Annotated in this window: 13 protein-coding genes; 8 read left to right on the forward strand and 5 right to left on the reverse strand. The window is 67.1% G+C overall.

The window, feature by feature from the left end:
• Positions 1 to 78: 78 nt before the first annotated feature.
• Together leuS and FHY19_RS01955 are read right to left on the reverse strand one after the other, a co-directional pair.
• Positions 79 to 2,721 (reverse strand): leucine--tRNA ligase, encoded by a 2,643-nt coding sequence (gene leuS, locus FHY19_RS01950; RefSeq protein WP_259161113.1) that lies wholly within the window; start codon positions 2,719 to 2,721, stop codon positions 79 to 81.
• A gap of 72 nt (positions 2,722 to 2,793) precedes the next feature.
• Entirely contained in the window at positions 2,794 to 3,405 is a 612-nt protein-coding gene (locus FHY19_RS01955; RefSeq protein WP_259151341.1) for a DUF998 domain-containing protein, read from the reverse strand.
• A 159-nt stretch (positions 3,406 to 3,564) separates the two neighbouring features.
• Between FHY19_RS01955 and trxA the strand changes: the two genes are divergently transcribed.
• From trxA to FHY19_RS01970, 3 genes are all read left to right on the forward strand, one after another.
• Positions 3,565 to 4,425, forward strand: coding sequence for a thioredoxin (gene trxA, locus FHY19_RS01960; protein ID WP_259161117.1), 861 nt, complete (start codon positions 3,565 to 3,567; stop codon positions 4,423 to 4,425).
• Positions 4,426 to 4,957: 532 nt separating this feature from the next.
• The gene (locus tag FHY19_RS01965) at positions 4,958 to 5,407 is read left to right on the forward strand and encodes a DUF4442 domain-containing protein (RefSeq protein ID WP_259161118.1); all 450 of its coding nucleotides are present in this window, start codon (positions 4,958 to 4,960) and stop codon (positions 5,405 to 5,407) included.
• A gap of 171 nt (positions 5,408 to 5,578) precedes the next feature.
• Entirely contained in the window at positions 5,579 to 6,550 is a 972-nt protein-coding gene (locus tag FHY19_RS01970; protein ID WP_259152486.1) for a peptidylprolyl isomerase, read from the forward strand.
• A gap of 203 nt (positions 6,551 to 6,753) precedes the next feature.
• On the opposite strand, the gene FHY19_RS01975 is transcribed toward FHY19_RS01970, so the two are convergent.
• A complete protein-coding gene (locus tag FHY19_RS01975; RefSeq protein WP_259161120.1) occupies positions 6,754 to 7,641 on the reverse strand; it encodes a DMT family transporter in 888 nt (295 codons plus the stop codon).
• Between the two features lie 170 nt (positions 7,642 to 7,811).
• Here FHY19_RS01975 and FHY19_RS01980 point away from each other — a divergent pair, with 170 nt between their 5' ends.
• From FHY19_RS01980 to FHY19_RS01995, 4 genes are all read left to right on the forward strand, one after another.
• A complete protein-coding gene (locus FHY19_RS01980; protein ID WP_259151351.1) occupies positions 7,812 to 8,747 on the forward strand; it encodes a LysR substrate-binding domain-containing protein in 936 nt (311 codons plus the stop codon).
• A gap of 353 nt (positions 8,748 to 9,100) precedes the next feature.
• Positions 9,101 to 9,415: a metalloregulator ArsR/SmtB family transcription factor gene (locus FHY19_RS01985; RefSeq protein ID WP_024939743.1), complete on the forward strand. Its 315-nt coding sequence runs from the start codon at positions 9,101 to 9,103 to the stop codon at positions 9,413 to 9,415.
• Between the two features lie 30 nt (positions 9,416 to 9,445).
• Positions 9,446 to 10,879: a DUF2867 domain-containing protein gene (locus tag FHY19_RS01990; protein ID WP_259161122.1), complete on the forward strand. Its 1,434-nt coding sequence runs from the start codon at positions 9,446 to 9,448 to the stop codon at positions 10,877 to 10,879.
• Positions 10,880 to 10,960: 81 nt separating this feature from the next.
• Positions 10,961 to 11,254: a hypothetical protein gene (locus FHY19_RS01995; RefSeq protein WP_005994696.1), complete on the forward strand. Its 294-nt coding sequence runs from the start codon at positions 10,961 to 10,963 to the stop codon at positions 11,252 to 11,254.
• Positions 11,255 to 11,444: 190 nt separating this feature from the next.
• Here the strand turns inward: FHY19_RS01995 and FHY19_RS02000 are convergent, their stop codons facing one another.
• Both FHY19_RS02000 and FHY19_RS02005 read right to left on the reverse strand, forming a co-directional pair.
• On the reverse strand, positions 11,445 to 12,251 hold the full coding sequence (locus tag FHY19_RS02000; protein WP_259161123.1) for a DUF4349 domain-containing protein: 807 nt from the start codon (positions 12,249 to 12,251) through the stop codon (positions 11,445 to 11,447).
• Positions 12,248 to 12,604, reverse strand: a complete 357-nt coding sequence (locus FHY19_RS02005) for a GFA family protein (protein ID WP_259151381.1) — start codon at positions 12,602 to 12,604, stop codon at positions 12,248 to 12,250. Before FHY19_RS02005 ends, FHY19_RS02000 begins: the two co-directional genes overlap by 4 nt.
• Positions 12,605 to 12,839: 235 nt before the next feature.
• Between FHY19_RS02005 and FHY19_RS02010 the strand changes: the two genes are divergently transcribed.
• A complete protein-coding gene (locus FHY19_RS02010) occupies positions 12,840 to 14,648 on the forward strand; it encodes a DUF885 domain-containing protein (protein ID WP_259161124.1) in 1,809 nt (602 codons plus the stop codon).
• The last annotated feature ends 19 nt before the right edge of the window (positions 14,649 to 14,667 follow it).

The following is a 14,667-nucleotide window of genomic DNA, read 5'->3' on the forward strand; positions in this document are numbered from 1 at the left end:
ATACCGCCGCAGCAAGCTCGCACCGCGCCGCCACGCCGATCCGGGAACTGCCCGGATCGGCAATGGCAACCCGAGCGATCACCCCGCCACGATGTTCACGATCTTGCCCGGCACGATGATGATCTTGCGGATCGTCAGCCCATCCAGGAATTTCGCGGCATTGGGCTCGGCCTGGGCCAGCGCTTCGATCTGCTCGCGTGCCGCGTCCGCGGCCACCTCGATGGTGCCGCGCAGCTTGCCGTTGATCTGCACCGCCAGCGTCAGTGCATCGCGCACCAATGCGCTGGCGTCGACCTGCGGAAACGCAACGTCTTCCAGCAGCGTTTCGCCACGGCCCAGCACCTGCCACAAGGCGTGGCTGGCGTGCGGGGTGATCGGGTTGAGCAGCAGCACCATCGCTTCCAGCGCTTCCTGCCGCACCGCCCTGCCCTGGTCGCTGGCGTCGTCGAACTTGGCCAGCGCGTTGGACAACTCCATCACCGCGGCGATGGCGGTGTTGAAGCTGTGGCGGCGGCCATAGTCGTCGCTGACCTTGCCAATGGTTTCGTGGGTCTTGCGGCGGATCGCCTTCTGCTCGGCGCTCAGGCTGGCGGCGTCCAGCGCCGCTGCGCTGCCCTCGCCCACATGCTTGTGCACCTGCACCCACAGCCGGCGCATGAAGCGCGCCATGCCGTCCACGCCGGCTTCGTTCCACTCCAGCGATTGCTCGGGCGGCGCGGCGAACATCGAGAACAGCCGCACCGTGTCGGCGCCGTACTTGGCCACCATCGACTGCGGGTCCACGCCGTTGTTCTTGGACTTGGACATCTTCTCGGTGCCGCCGATGTGCACCGGCTGGCCGTCGGCAATCAGCACCGCACCGGTGACGCGGCCGCGCTCATCGCGCTGGATCTCGACGTCGGCCGGGTTGATCCAGTCCTTGCCGCCGTTGTCGGCGTCGCGGTAGAAGGTGTCGGCGATGACCATGCCCTGGGTGAGCAGGTTGGTCACCGGCTCGTCGCTGTCCACCAGCCGCGCGTCGCGCATGAGCTTGTGATAGAAGCGGAAGTACATCAGGTGCAGGATCGCGTGCTCGATGCCGCCCACGTACAGGTCGGCCGGCATCCAGTAATTGGCGCGGCGATCGACCATGTCGCGTGCGTTGGGGCTGGTGTAGCGCGCCACGTACCAGCTCGACTCCATGAAGGTGTCGAAGGTGTCGGTCTCGCGCTCGGCCGGGCCGCCGCAGTCCGGGCAGGTGGTCTGGCGCCAGGTGGGGTCGGTCTTAATCGGCGAACCGGTGCCGGCAAATTCCACGTTTTCCGGCAGCACCACCGGCAGCTGGTCTTCCGGCACCGGCACCGCGCCGCACTTGGCGCAATAGATCACCGGAATCGGGCAGCCCCAGTAGCGCTGGCGGCTCACGCCCCAGTCGCGCAGGCGGTAATTGATGCGGCGCTGGCCCTGGCCCTTGCGCTCGAAGCGCTCGGCCAGTGCCTCGAAGGCGCCGCCGAAATCCAGCCCGTCGAACTCGGCCGAATTGATCAGCTCCAGCGGGCGGCTCTTGTCGGTGTACCAGTCGCGCCACTGGGTGGCGTCCCAGGTCTGTTCGTCGTCGTTGCGCGGCTCGCGCAGCTTGACCACCTGCACGATCGGCAGGGCGTACTTGTTGGCGAACTCGAAATCGCGCTGGTCGTGGCCGGGCACCGCCATCACCGCGCCGGTGCCGTAGCCCATCAGCACGAAATTGGCGACCCACACCGGCACCTGTTCGCCGCTGATCGGATGCACCGCGGTCAGGCCGGTGGCCATGCCGCGTTTTTCCTGGGTTTCCAGCTCGGCTTCGGAGACGCCGCCGTGCTTGAGCGTTTCCAGCAGGGTGGCCAGCTCGGGATTGGATTTGGCCGCATGCAATGCCAGCGGATGCTCGGCGGCGATCGACACGAAGGTCACGCCCATCAGCGTGTCCGGGCGGGTGGTGAACACGCGCAACGGATCCAGCGCGGTGCCGTCGGTGTCGCGCACGTCGAACTGGATCTCCAGCCCTTCCGAGCGGCCGATCCAGTTGCGCTGCATGGTCTTGACCGAGTCCGGCCAGCCGTCCAGCTGGTCCAGGCCGTCGAGCAGTTCCTGCGCGTAATCGGTGATGCGCAGGAACCACTGCGGGATCTCGCGCTTTTCCACCAATGCGCCGGAGCGCCAGCCGCGGCCATCGATGACCTGCTCGTTGGCCAGCACGGTCTGATCGATCGGGTCCCAGTTCACCACCGCATTGCGGCGATAGGCCAGGCCCTTGCGCATCAACCGGGTGAACATGCGCTGCTCGTGCACGTAATAGTCCGGCGTGCAGGTGGCGAACTCGCGCGACCAGTCGATGGCGTAGCCCAGCGATTTCAGCTGGCCGCGCATGTGCTCGATGTTGGCGTAGGTCCACTTGGCCGGCGCGGTCTTGTTCTTGATCGCGGCGTTTTCGGCCGGCAATCCGAACGCGTCCCAGCCCATCGGCTGCATCACGTTGTGGCCGGTCATGCGCTTGTAGCGGCTGACCACATCGGAGATGGTGTAGTTGCGCACATGGCCCATGTGCAGCGCACCGGACGGGTACGGCAGCATCGACAGGCAATAGAACTTGGGTTTCTCCGAGTTCTCGTCGACCTGGAAGGCGCGGGTGGCATCCCAGAACTGCTGGGCGGAGGATTCGACCTGCTGCGGGTCGTAGGCGTTCGGTTCGACGGTGGACATTGGGAGCGGATGCTCGGGCGGTGCAAAGCGGTACAGGGTACCGCAGTGCAGCAGGTGCACCAAACCGCTCGCTCAGATCGCCGGCTTTGCCGGCCAGATCCAGGCGGCGACCGCCAGCCAGCCGACCCAGGCCAGAAACGCCAGGCGCTGGGCGATGGCCTGCCGCAGCAGGCCGGGCGGGCCGAACGCCAGCACCGCCACCATCAGCCCGGCCGCCAGACTGAGCCAGGCCAGCGCGCGGGTCTCGGCGGCATTGAGCAGCGCAGCGGCAATCAACAGCATGCCGGGCACAAAGGCCACCGCCCACAGCAACCAGGCCGTGGCATGGGCCTGACTGGCGCGGCCGTCCAGATCGGTGGGATCCAGCGGCAGCATGCCCATGCCGACGAAGGCCAGCCCGGCCAGCACGATCAGCTGCCCGCCCACGCGCAGGCCCCAGCCGGCCCTGGGCGGCATGCGCGCCAGCAGGCTGACGCCGGTGACCATGCCCAGCGCGCCGACCAGCACGAACGCCAGCAGGTTGAAGCCCAGCGCATGCGGCACGCCTTGCGCGCCCAGCAGCGCGACCGGGTGGCTGGCCTGCAGATAACCCGGCAACGTGGCGCCGAACCCGGCCAGCGCCAGCACGAACACGCTTGCCGCGATCAGCCCCAGGTAGCGCTGCGCGCCGTCAGTCCTTCCCATTATCGTGCTCCGCTGCGGGGCGCGCACGCCACCAGGACGCGGCATTGTCGTGCCGGGCGGGCGCGCCGTGAACCCCCTCCGGCGTCCCGGACCGGCCTTGTGTCAGCCGGGTTTGCCACCATTACCTCCCACTGTTGCCGTCACCCCATCAGGAAGCCCATGTCCGACAAGCCGCATGTATTCGATGCCACCACCGACACCTTCGAGACCGAGGTCCTGCAGAAATCGTTGACGACACCGGTACTGGTGGACTTCTGGGCCACCTGGTGCGGGCCGTGCAAATCGCTGACGCCGATCCTGGAAAAGCTGGCAGGCGAGTACAACGGCGCATTCGAGCTGGGCAAGGTCGATGTGGACAAGGAACAGCAGATCGCCGCAGCGTTCCAGATCCGCTCGGTACCGACGGTGTTCCTGGTCAAGGGCGGCGAGATCGTCGACGGCTTCCCCGGCGCGATGCCCGAGGGCCAGGTGCGCGAATTCCTGACCCAGCACGGCGTGCTGCCGGCCGAGCCACAGGCGCCCGAAGCGCTGCAGCCCGAGGCGCCGCTGGACCCGCAGGCACAGGCCGCCGCATTGCGCGAGGCGATCGCCGCCGACCCGGACAAGGACGAGCTCAAGCTGGACCTGTCGCTGGCGCTGCTCAAGACCGGCGACACCGCCGAGGCCGAACAGCTGATCGACGCCCTGCCCGCCAACCTGGCCACCGATGACCGCGCGGTGCGTGCCAAGGCCCGCCTGAGTTTTGCCAATGTGCTCAAGGACGCCCCGGACGCGGGCGCACTGCAGGCCAGCGTGGACGCCAACGGCGCCGACCTGCGCGCACGTCACCTGCTGGGCGTGCGCCATCTGCTCGACGGCAACGACGAAGCGGCGCTGGAGCAGTTCCTGGAAATGCTGCGCCAGGACCGCGCCTTTGAGGAGAACCTGCCGCGCCGCAGCCTGATCGATGCCTTCCGTGTGATCGAAGACGAAGACCTGGTTGGCCGCTACCGCCGCAAGATGTCGGCGCTGGTGTTCTGATAGCCGGTGGCGCTGCGGCGCCACATGGACACGTAGCAGCGGACCTGGATGCGACGAGGCACTGTTTCCGCGTAGGAGCGGACCCGGCCGCGACGAGGCATCCCCTGGTCGCGACAAGGCCCCCCGAGTATCGGTAACGCACCGTCGCGGCCAGGTCCGCTCCTACGAGGGTCGATGCCCTGCTGCCTACCGCGCACAAGCCGCACCCGGCACAGCGCTGACCTTCAAGCCCCCTCCTAACGCGTAGGAGCGGACCCGGCCGCGACGAGGCATCCCACGGTCGCGACAACGCCCCCAGGTATCAGTGACGCACCGTCGCGGCCAAGTCCGCTCCTACGAGGGCTGCCCCGCCGCGGCGGGCCCTCGCGCGCGTGCACCAAGCGGCGAGACACACTGCGCGAGCGGCGATGACGCGCCGCCTGGCCCGACTCTCAGCGCGGACACGACCGCCCCGATGTCGACCTGCGGCACCGCCACCATACGCATGCGAATGTTATGCTGTGGGCTTGACCCGCCATGGAACCAGGCCCGCATGCGCGCTTCACTGTTCAAGCTCGGCATCAACCTGTGGCCGCCCTATCTGTTCTCGGGGATCCACGTCACCGTGTTGTCGGCCGACTATCGCTTCGCGCGGGTGGAACTGCGGCAGCGCCCGTGGAATCGCAACTACGTCGGCACCCATTTCGGCGGCAGCCTGTTTGCGATGACCGATCCGTTCTGGATGCTGTTGGTCATGCAGAACCTGGGGCGCGACTACTACGTCTGGGACAAGGCCGGCAGCATCGAGTTCGTCAAACCCGGGCGTGGCACGGTGAGCGCGGACTTTGTGATCGACAACGCCATGCTCGCCGACCTGCGCCAAGCCACCGCCGGCGGAGAGAAGCATCTGCGCTGGTTCGAAAATACGGTGCACAACCCCGATGGCGAGGTCGTTGCGCGCGTGCGCAAGCAGCTCTACGTCAAGCGCAAACCGGCGCGGTAATCGCAACCCTGTCGACCGGCCTGCAAGACAGACGCTCGCCACATCCATGTGCCGGTCGCTCGTCACGCGTCCGCTCGATGTCGGTGTCATGGCTGCACTGCGGGCGGCGCAACCGCATGCAGTCACCGCCGACATGACGCCCGCGTAGTACGGCGACGTCGCGATGTGCGAATCGCCGCTTTGCGTCCTTGCGCGCCTTGGTCAAGAATCAGGCACCTCTCCTCGCTGGTTGCCTTCATGCTGCTGCGCACTGTTGTTTCTGCCTGCCTGCTCGCTCTGGTCTTGCCCGCTACCGCCCACGCGGCCTATCGCAGTCCGCAACAGATCCTGGACAGCTCGCCGGCCGACGCGTGGCGCGTGCTAGACCCCGATCGCACGCTGTACCTGGAGCTGGATGGCGGGCGGGTCATCATCGAGCTGGCGCCGCAGTTTGCGCCCGAGCACGTGGGCAACATCCGCACGCTGGCCCACGAGCGCTTCTGGGACGGGCTGAGCATCTACCGCTCGCAGGACAATTTCGTGGTGCAGTTCGGCGACCCCGACGGCGAGACGCCCGGCAAGGCCAGATCCCTGGGCTCGGCCAAGACGCATCTTCCGGCCGAATTCGAACGCCCGGCGCAGGGCCTGGATTTCCAGCGCCTGCCCGATAGCGATGGCTGGGCGCCGCAGGTCGGTTTTGTCGAGGGCTTCCCGGCAGGCCGCGACAGCGCCAGCGGCAAAGCCTGGCTGGCGCATTGCTACGGCACGCTGGGCGCAGGCCGCAACAACGACGAAGACAGCAGCATCGGCGCCGAGCTGTATGTGGTCACCGGGCAGTCGCCGCGGCAGCTGGATCGCAACATCACCGTGGTCGGACGCGTGGTCAAGGGCATGGAATTGCTCAGCGTGATCCCGCGCGGCCCCGACCCGATGGGCTTCTACGAAGACCCCGCGCAGCGCTCGCCGATCCGTGCGATCCGCCTGGCCAGCGAGGTGCCGGTGCCCGAGCGCACGCCACTGCAACTGCTGCGCACCGACAGCCAGACCTTCCGCGACGTGGCCGAAGCACGCCGCAATCGCAGGGACGATTTCTACAAGCGCCCGGCCGGGCATATCGATCTGTGCAATGTGCCGTTGCCGGTGCGGGCGCCGCCTGCTGGTTGAATCGAGATCGGGGATTGGGGATTCGGAATTGGGGATTCGTAAAGGCGGGCTGCGCGTGGTTTAGCCCGGCCAACAGGACGTAGCCAGCGGCCATCAAGCGGTCGGCGGACGCGGAACCGGAGTGTTCAGTGGTCCACGCCCACCGAATACCGAGTACAGGCCGCGCGTCCTGTCGGCGAGCACAGTGGTCTTGCTAGCTGCTCTCAGCGCGCGCGCTGGCTGAAGGCGACGCTGCCCAGGATCAGCACCGCGGCCAGCAACATGGTCCAGGTCAGCGGTTCGCCCAGCAGCGACCACGCCAGCAGCGCACCGAACACCGGCACCAGGTAGGTCACGGTGGATGCACGCGCCGGGCCGATGCGTTGGATCAAGCGGTAATACATCAGGAACGCCAACCCGGTGCAGACCACGCCCAACGCGGTCGCGCAGACCCAGGCCACTGCCGGCACCGGCGTGGTCGGCCACTGCAGCCAGGCCAACGGCGCCAGCAGCAACGCACTGCAGCCCAGCGTGGAGGCCGCCGATGCGGCCGGTGGCAGGTCGCCCATGTGGCGCTTCACCAGGTTGTAGCCGATGCCGTACAGCAGCGAGGCGGTCGCCCCTGCCAATGCCGCCGGTCCCACGCTCAACCCGGCCGATTTGCCGGTCGCCAGCACCAGCACGCCGATGAATCCGACCAGCAAGGCCAGCGCGCGCCGCGTGCCGATGCGTTCGCCAAAGAACAGGAACGCGATCAAGGCGGTGAACAACACCGTCATCGCATTGCAGATCGCACCGACGGCGGCCGGCGCGTGCTGCGCGCCCCACGCGAACAGCAAGAACGGCAGGGCGGAGTTCAACACGCCGATCGCGGCCAGCATCGGCCAACGGTGCAAGGGGAAGCGGTCGCGCGCCAGCCACAAAAACGGCAGCAGCACCGCCGCACCCAGTGCCAGGCGGATTTCCACCAGGGCCACCGTGCCGAACTTGGGCGCCGCCACGCGCATGAACAGGAACGAGCAGCCCCATACGATGCCAAGAAAACCCAGCTCCAGCGGGGTCCGCCATTCGCGCGTCGCACCGACCGGCTGCGTCGACGAGTGCGCACTCATGGGCGTGCTCCGGCACCATGCCGTGCGGTACTGAAACGGCAGCAGACAAGCGCGGGCAGACAGCTGGGCATGGCACGATCATCGCAACGGGATGGCGCAGCATCGGCTGCCACTGCGGGCGCGACAAGCGCGTAGTATCGCGGTCAGCCACAAATCTGACTCATGTCTCGATGAATCTGCGCCCGACCCTGTTGCCCGCGCTGGGCGTGTTCGCCGCCGCCGCGCGCCACCAAAATTTTGCGCATGCGGCCGAAGAACTGCATCTCACCGCCAGCGCGGTCAGTCACCACGTGCGCAAGCTCGAAGCGTTGCTGGGCGTCACCTTGTTTCAGCGGCTGCCGCGCGGGGTCAAACTCACCGCCGAAGGCCGCCAGCTGGCCGACGCCGCCACCGCCGCCCTGGCCGAGATCGCCGCGGTGGCCGGCAACCTGCACCCGCGCGAAGACGCCATCCCGCTACGCGTGACCACGCTGCGCTCGCTGTCATACTGCTGGCTGTTGCCGCGGCTGCCGCGCTTTTGCCGCGCCCATCCGCACATCCGCCTGGACCTGCAATCGGACCCGGCGTTTTCGCGTTTCGAAGAAGGCGGCCCCGAACTGGGCATTCGGTATGGGCAAGGCGCATGGCCCGGACTGACCTCGCAGCATTTGATGGACGATGAGTTGTTCCCGGTGGCCTCGCCTTCGTTGCCGGAAGTGGCGGCACTGCGCACACCGGCGCAGATCGCCCAGCTGCCGCTGCTGAGTGACATGTCGCCGCAGGGCTGGCGCGACTGGTTTCGCGCCGCCCAGGTGCGCGGCACCACGCTGCCACCGATGCATACCTTCAACGACAGCACCGATGCGATGCGCGCGGCGGTCTACGGCCTGGGCGCGGTGCTGGCACGCAAGCACATCGCCCAGCCCTACCTGCAACGCTACGAACTGGTGCGGCTGCCAGGCCCCACGCTCAAGGCCCGCTACGCGTATTACATCGTGCACCCCAGCCACCGCGAGCCCAGCCCGGCGGCAGCGTTGTTCATCGACTGGCTCAAACGCGAAGCCCTGGACGAACGTACCCCGATGCCCGCATTGCCGGCAGAACTGATGGCAATGCCTGGTGCCTGAGGCGGCTGGCTTGACCACTGCGATGTTGCTGGCCGGGCTTCGCTGGCCTGCATGACGTAAGCGCGGTGCGCGACCTGCGCGCAGGTGCTGGCGGACCGATGCGGCATGCCAGTGCGACAGGCGCACGACAACACACTCCAGCGTCGGCAACCGGCAGCGGCCTGCATCGCAACGCTGGCAGATCCCTTGCGCGCTCGACGTCGACAGCGCCCCCATCGCCAATCACGGCAAGGCTCGCGACGGTCGCCAGCTGCATCCGGCCGTGGACGGGCGGCGCAGCCCCGGAAAAAACACTTGACATCGGCCGCCACAAAATAAATTAATTAGCTAATTCGTTAATTACTTAATCCCTTATGTCCATCGACCGCATCTTCGAAGCCCTCGCCTCCCAGCCCCGCCGCAAGATGCTGGCGTGCCTGGCAGACCAGGAACTCACCGCCGGCCAGATCGGGCAGTTGTTCGAAATGAGCGCGCCGGCCATCTCACGGCATCTGTCGGTACTGGAAAGCGCCGGGCTGGTGTCCAGCGAGCGGCGCGGCCAGTTCGTGGTCTATCGGCTCACCCCGGACAACATGGTCAACACGCTCAGCAGCTTTGCCTTCGAAGTCTGCCCGGCCTCGGCGCCGCTCAAGCGCAAGGCGCGCGCCCTGACCAAGAAGACCTCCTGACCCTCCTCCGGCCGCAAAGGACTCATGCCGATGTTCAGCACGCCCCAGCAACGCCCTGCCGATGCACACGCAGGTTTTCCGTCAGTCCGTCTGGAGTCCTACAGCGGCGGTCTGCCGGTGGAGGTCACGCTGATCGCACAGCTGGGCGTGGGCGCAGGCAACCCGTTGATCGAACAGGCCTGTCGCCGCCAGCGCGCGCATCCCAGTTTTCACGATGCGCTGGACGAGCCATCGGCACGCCTGGCCGGCACCGACTTTGCGCACGGCGAATCGACCGCGCTGTTCTCGTTTGCGGTGGGCGCCAACGGCCACCCGTTCCATCGCCACGCCGGCCATCGCATGTTCACCGCCATCACCGGCAGCAGTGGCGCGCAACTGCGCTTCTGCACCGCCTCGATGAAACAGATCGAACAGGACCCGCAGCACTTCCTGGCGGCGTTGCGGCATATCGATCTGCCGGCCGACTGCCTGTTCACCGTGCGCTTTGGCGGCGGCACCTGGCATCAGTTCGCACCGCTCAAAGCGCAAGCCGCACACCCGGCATTTTTCGCACTGTCCTGCCACAGCGATGAGGCCGGCGGCGACTTGAGCGATGCGGTGCGCGCACGCGTGCTGTCCGGCACTGCCGATATCGCCACGCTCACCGAAACGCTGCCCGAGGCGGTGCTCGGGCTACTGGCCTCGGCGCAGGCGCGTGCGCTGCAGATCCCCACCGTGCGTCTGTCGCTGGCCGCATCGCCAGGCAGCAGCAGGTTTGCCTGGTGCGGCCGGCTGCGCTCGCTCAGCGGCAGGCTGCGCCAAGCAGTGAGCCGGCTGCGTCGGCCGGTGGGGTTTGTTGCGCTGGCACCGCAGCTGGCGCAGGTCAGCGTGCATGCCCAACCCAAGCCCGGCTCGCTGCTGACCCGGCACCTGCAAGGCTTCGATCATCAGGACAGCGTGCGTCTGCGCCTGCAGCCGCATCAGTTGCGTCAACGCGGTGCGCACACCTTGATGGCCTTGCTGCTGGAGGCGTTCACCGAGCGCGCGCCACGCGGCGTCACCTGGTTGATGCGGCTGCGCAATGCGCTGGTGGCGCCGCTGCAGTTGCGGACATCTCCGCTGGGCTGCCCGGTGTCTTCGTTGCTGTCGGCGCAGCGCGACTGCCTGTTCGCAGGGCGATTCCCGGTACTTGCGCAAGACACTGCGCCACTGGATCGACGCGTTCAGGTGTTGCTGGGCGCCGACGACCGACACCTGGTCTTTCGCAGCAGCGTGGGCGTGGAAGTACTGGAGGATGGCAGTGTGGAGCTCAGCCTGGAGACGCGCGTGGCCTGCCGCAACCGCTTTGGCCGCATCTACATGGCCTTGGTGGACGGCGTGCACCATCGCTACATCGCACCGGCGCTGCTGCGCACTGCCGCCCAGGCCCTGCTGGTGCCGGTATTGGATACCACTGCGACACAGGCAACCGCGCGGCGCCCGTGAGCGGCCGGCGCACGCAGCCATCACCCGATCTTGCCTGACGGCTGCCTAGGCTTTGGGTCCCCAATCCAAGGAAGCTCTCCCATGCCGACTCTTCGCATGCGTATCACCGGCACCGACGACGACGCGCGTGCCATCGCCAACCTGCTGCAGAGCATCGAAGGCATCGAGCACGTCGAAGAAGTGGACGATCTGATGCCGCATCTTGACGACGACGATTCCAGCTCGGCCGGCCTGTCCGACGACGAAGGTCCGGGCAGCCACGAGTTCGAAGTGGAAGCCGGCAACGACGCCACCGCGCAAAAGGTGCGCGACGCCGTGCAGGAACTGGCATTGCAGCTGGACGTTTTTGTCGAGTACGAGTTCGACGAAGGCTGAGCTTGCGTTGGGCGCGACTGTAGTATCGATCGACACCTGCAGTCGGCCTGCCCTCTTGCCAGATCGCATGGCTTGCTGCGCCCTGCACTATGCAGGCACCGCCGCATTCCAGGCAGCGGTGCGTTCGAGGGCGCACGCTGCTGGCCACAACATGCGGCCAACGCGGCTGGGCCGCCCAGCCGTGCGCAGGTCAGGACGTCCTGCGCTGCCGCGCGCGCCAGCGCCACGCCTGCAACAGCAGCCAGCCGGCGATCGCCGCCAGCAGCGCCACTGGCAGCAACGCCGCGACCGCACGGATCACGAATGCCACGCTGGAGGAGAACACCTGCCCGAACTCGGCAGTGGCCTGCGCGATCTCGCTTCTGCCCTGTTCCCCACCCGTACTGCGGAAGTTGAGCGTCAGTAACTGCGTGCGGATACGGCGTTGCTGCTGCGCTGACTCCTGCTGGGTCTGCTGCGCCTGGGCTTCGATCTCGGCCAGGCGCTTGGACAACGCAAGCAGATCGCTTACCGCCAGATCGCGGCGCTGCTGCAACTCCAGCAGGCGCGCGTGCTCCTTTTGAAGACGTGCCTGCGCCAGGCCGGTATCGGCAATCTGCTGGGCCAGATCCTCGGCGCGCGTGCTGCGTGCCGCGACCTCTCCGTGCTGGCCGGCCAGTTGCACCAATGGCTCGACGCCATCGGGCACCGTGCGCACGCGAACGCTGCCGCTGGGCTCGCGTCCGCCATCCTGTTCCACCGCCAACAGTGCGCAGGTGCCGAACTGCGCGCTCTGGCACGCAGTGCGCACGGCCGCGATGCGCTGGCCGATCTGATCGGCGGGCAACTCGATCCGCACATCGTGTTCGTACGCAAGCGCATCGCCTTGTGCGGCTGGCGGCGCTGGCGGCGCCGGGGCACCGCCATCTGCGGCCATCTCCCCCTGAGGCCGCGCACACCCGCACAGCGCCCAGCCGACCAGCAGCGCGATGCCGGGCCAGCGCATGCCGCGCCTCATCGGCTGGCTCCGTCGACCGTTTGCACGTTCAAGGTGGCCAGATCCAGCGCGGGCAGGCAACGTACGTTGACCGCCACGCTGGCTTCGCCGGTCTTGGGGTTGGCCCCCTCGCTGAAGGGCGCAATGCCGCACTGCGGGCAATGATGATGATCGATATGGTGGCGATTGAAGCGGTAGGTGCCGACCGCGTCCGGGTCCGCCTGCAGGCGCAGCTGGGTACGCGTGCCGAACCAGAGCAGGCCACCCCGACGGCGGCACAGCGAGCAATTGCAGTCGTAGACCTCGGTGATCGGGGCATCGGTCTCCAGCTCGAAGGCGATGCGTCCGCAATGACAGCTACCGGCATACAACATGGTGTTCCTCCTTGGAATGCGCCACCTCGCTGTGGCGTGCAACAGGCATACGGTGGCGACATGAAGGCGGGCCAGGCGCCAGCCAGGGCCTGTGCCGCAGACCGGCCGATTCAGCATGCCGGCCGCACCCGCTTGGCGCGCGACGCACCGCGTCGACCGCCACTCTAAACCAATGGCGGATGCGGACAACCGCGCAGTTGCCTATGCTGGCAGATTGACTCCACCAGGACCCACCATGCGTCAACGCCTGCTTGTCCTCGCCCTGATCGCCGGCCTGAGTGCCTGCCAGCAGCAGCCCGAATCGCCGCGCGCCGATACCGCGCCGCCCGCCGGTGCGCACGATGCGCAGACCCCGGATGCGCGTTTTGCCGCGCTGTCCAAACAAGCCCTGGACACCTGGATGCAGCTGTCGCCGGTCACCGCCACCCAGACCGGCGATCACCGCTTCGATACGCAGATCGACGATCTCAGCACCGCCGGGCGCCAGCGCAGCCTGGAGGCAGGCAAGAAGCTGCTGAGCGAGCTGGATGCGATCGACGTCGCCAAGCTGTCGCGCGAGAACCAGGTCGATGCGGCGATCCTGCGTAACCAGCTGCAGTCGGAACTCTGGAACACCGAGGTCCTGCAGAGCTGGGCCTGGGACCCGCAGGTCTACAACGGCCTGGCCGGCAGCGCGTTGTACGGCCTGATGGCGCGCGAGTTCGCGCCGCTGCCCGAGCGGCTGGCGTCGGCCACCCAGCGCATGGAAAAGATCCCCAGCATCTTCGCCCAGGCGCGCGCCAACCTGGACCCGGCGCGCGTGCCCAGGATCCACGCCGAGACGGTGGCCAAGCAGAACAAGGGCATCCTGAGCATCGTCGATACCTTCATCGCGCCCAACATCAGCCAGCTCGGCCCGATCGAAGCGGCGCGCGCGCAGGCGGCCATCGACAACCTGCGCAAGGCCGTGACCGAGCAACAGACCTGGCTGGACACCGTGCTGGTGCCCAATGCCAAGGGCGACTTCCGCGTCGGTGCGGACAAGTACGATCAGAAGCTGAAATTCGCGCTGCTGTCGTCGCTGTCGCGCGCCGACATCAAACAGCGTGCGGAGTCCGAACTCAAACGCGTGCGCAGCCAGATGTACGACATCGCGCGTACCGTGCTCAAGGACAAGCCGGGCGCACCGAAGCTGCCCGCCTCGCCCAGCGACGACCAGCAGCAGGCTGCGATCGAAGCCGCGCTGGAACTGGCCTATGCCGACAAACCCGCGCGCGACAAGGTGGTGGACGACGCCAAGGCGGCGCTGGCGCAATCCACCGAATTCGTGCGCCAGAAGGATTTGATGACGCTGCCGGATTCGCCGGTGGACATCATCCTGATGCCGGAATTCCAGCGTGGCGTGGCGGTGGCGTATTGCGATTCGCCCGGCCCGCTCGACAAGAATCTCAAGACCTTCTACGCGGTCTCGCCGATTCCCGAGGACTGGAACGACCAGCAGGTTGATTCGTTCCTGCGCGAGTACAACACCCGCATGATCCATCTGCTCAGCATCCACGAGGGCACGCCGGGCCATTACCTGGAAGGCTGGCACTCGGCCAAGTTCCCCTCCACGCTGCGTGCGGTGCTGCGCTCGGGCATGTTCGCAGAAGGCTGGGCGGTGTACACCGAACGCATGATGCAGGAGCAGGGCTATCTGGAGAACGACCCGCTGTTCCACCTGGTGCAGCTCAAGTTCTACCTGCGCACCATCGCCAACGCCATCCTCGACCAGGGCGTGCATGTGGACGGCTGGGATCGCGACAAGGCGATGCATCTGATGACCCACGACACCTTCCAGCAGGAAAGCGAAGCCTCGGGCAAGTGGGTGCGTGCGCAGCTGTCGTCGGCGCAGCTGCCGACCTACTTCGTCGGCGTGCAGGAACACCTGGATACACGCAAGGCGGTGCAGGACAAATTGGGCAAGGACTTCAACCTGAAGGCCTACCACGACAAGATGCTGTCCTACGGTGCGCCGCCGGTGCGCTTTGCGCGCGAGTTGATGCTGGACCAGCCGATCGAGTGATCGATCCTTCTCCCGCGCG

It is taken from the genome of Xanthomonas sp. 4461 (assembly GCF_024806475.1).
Lineage (GTDB): Bacteria > Pseudomonadota > Gammaproteobacteria > Xanthomonadales > Xanthomonadaceae > Xanthomonas > Xanthomonas arboricola_F.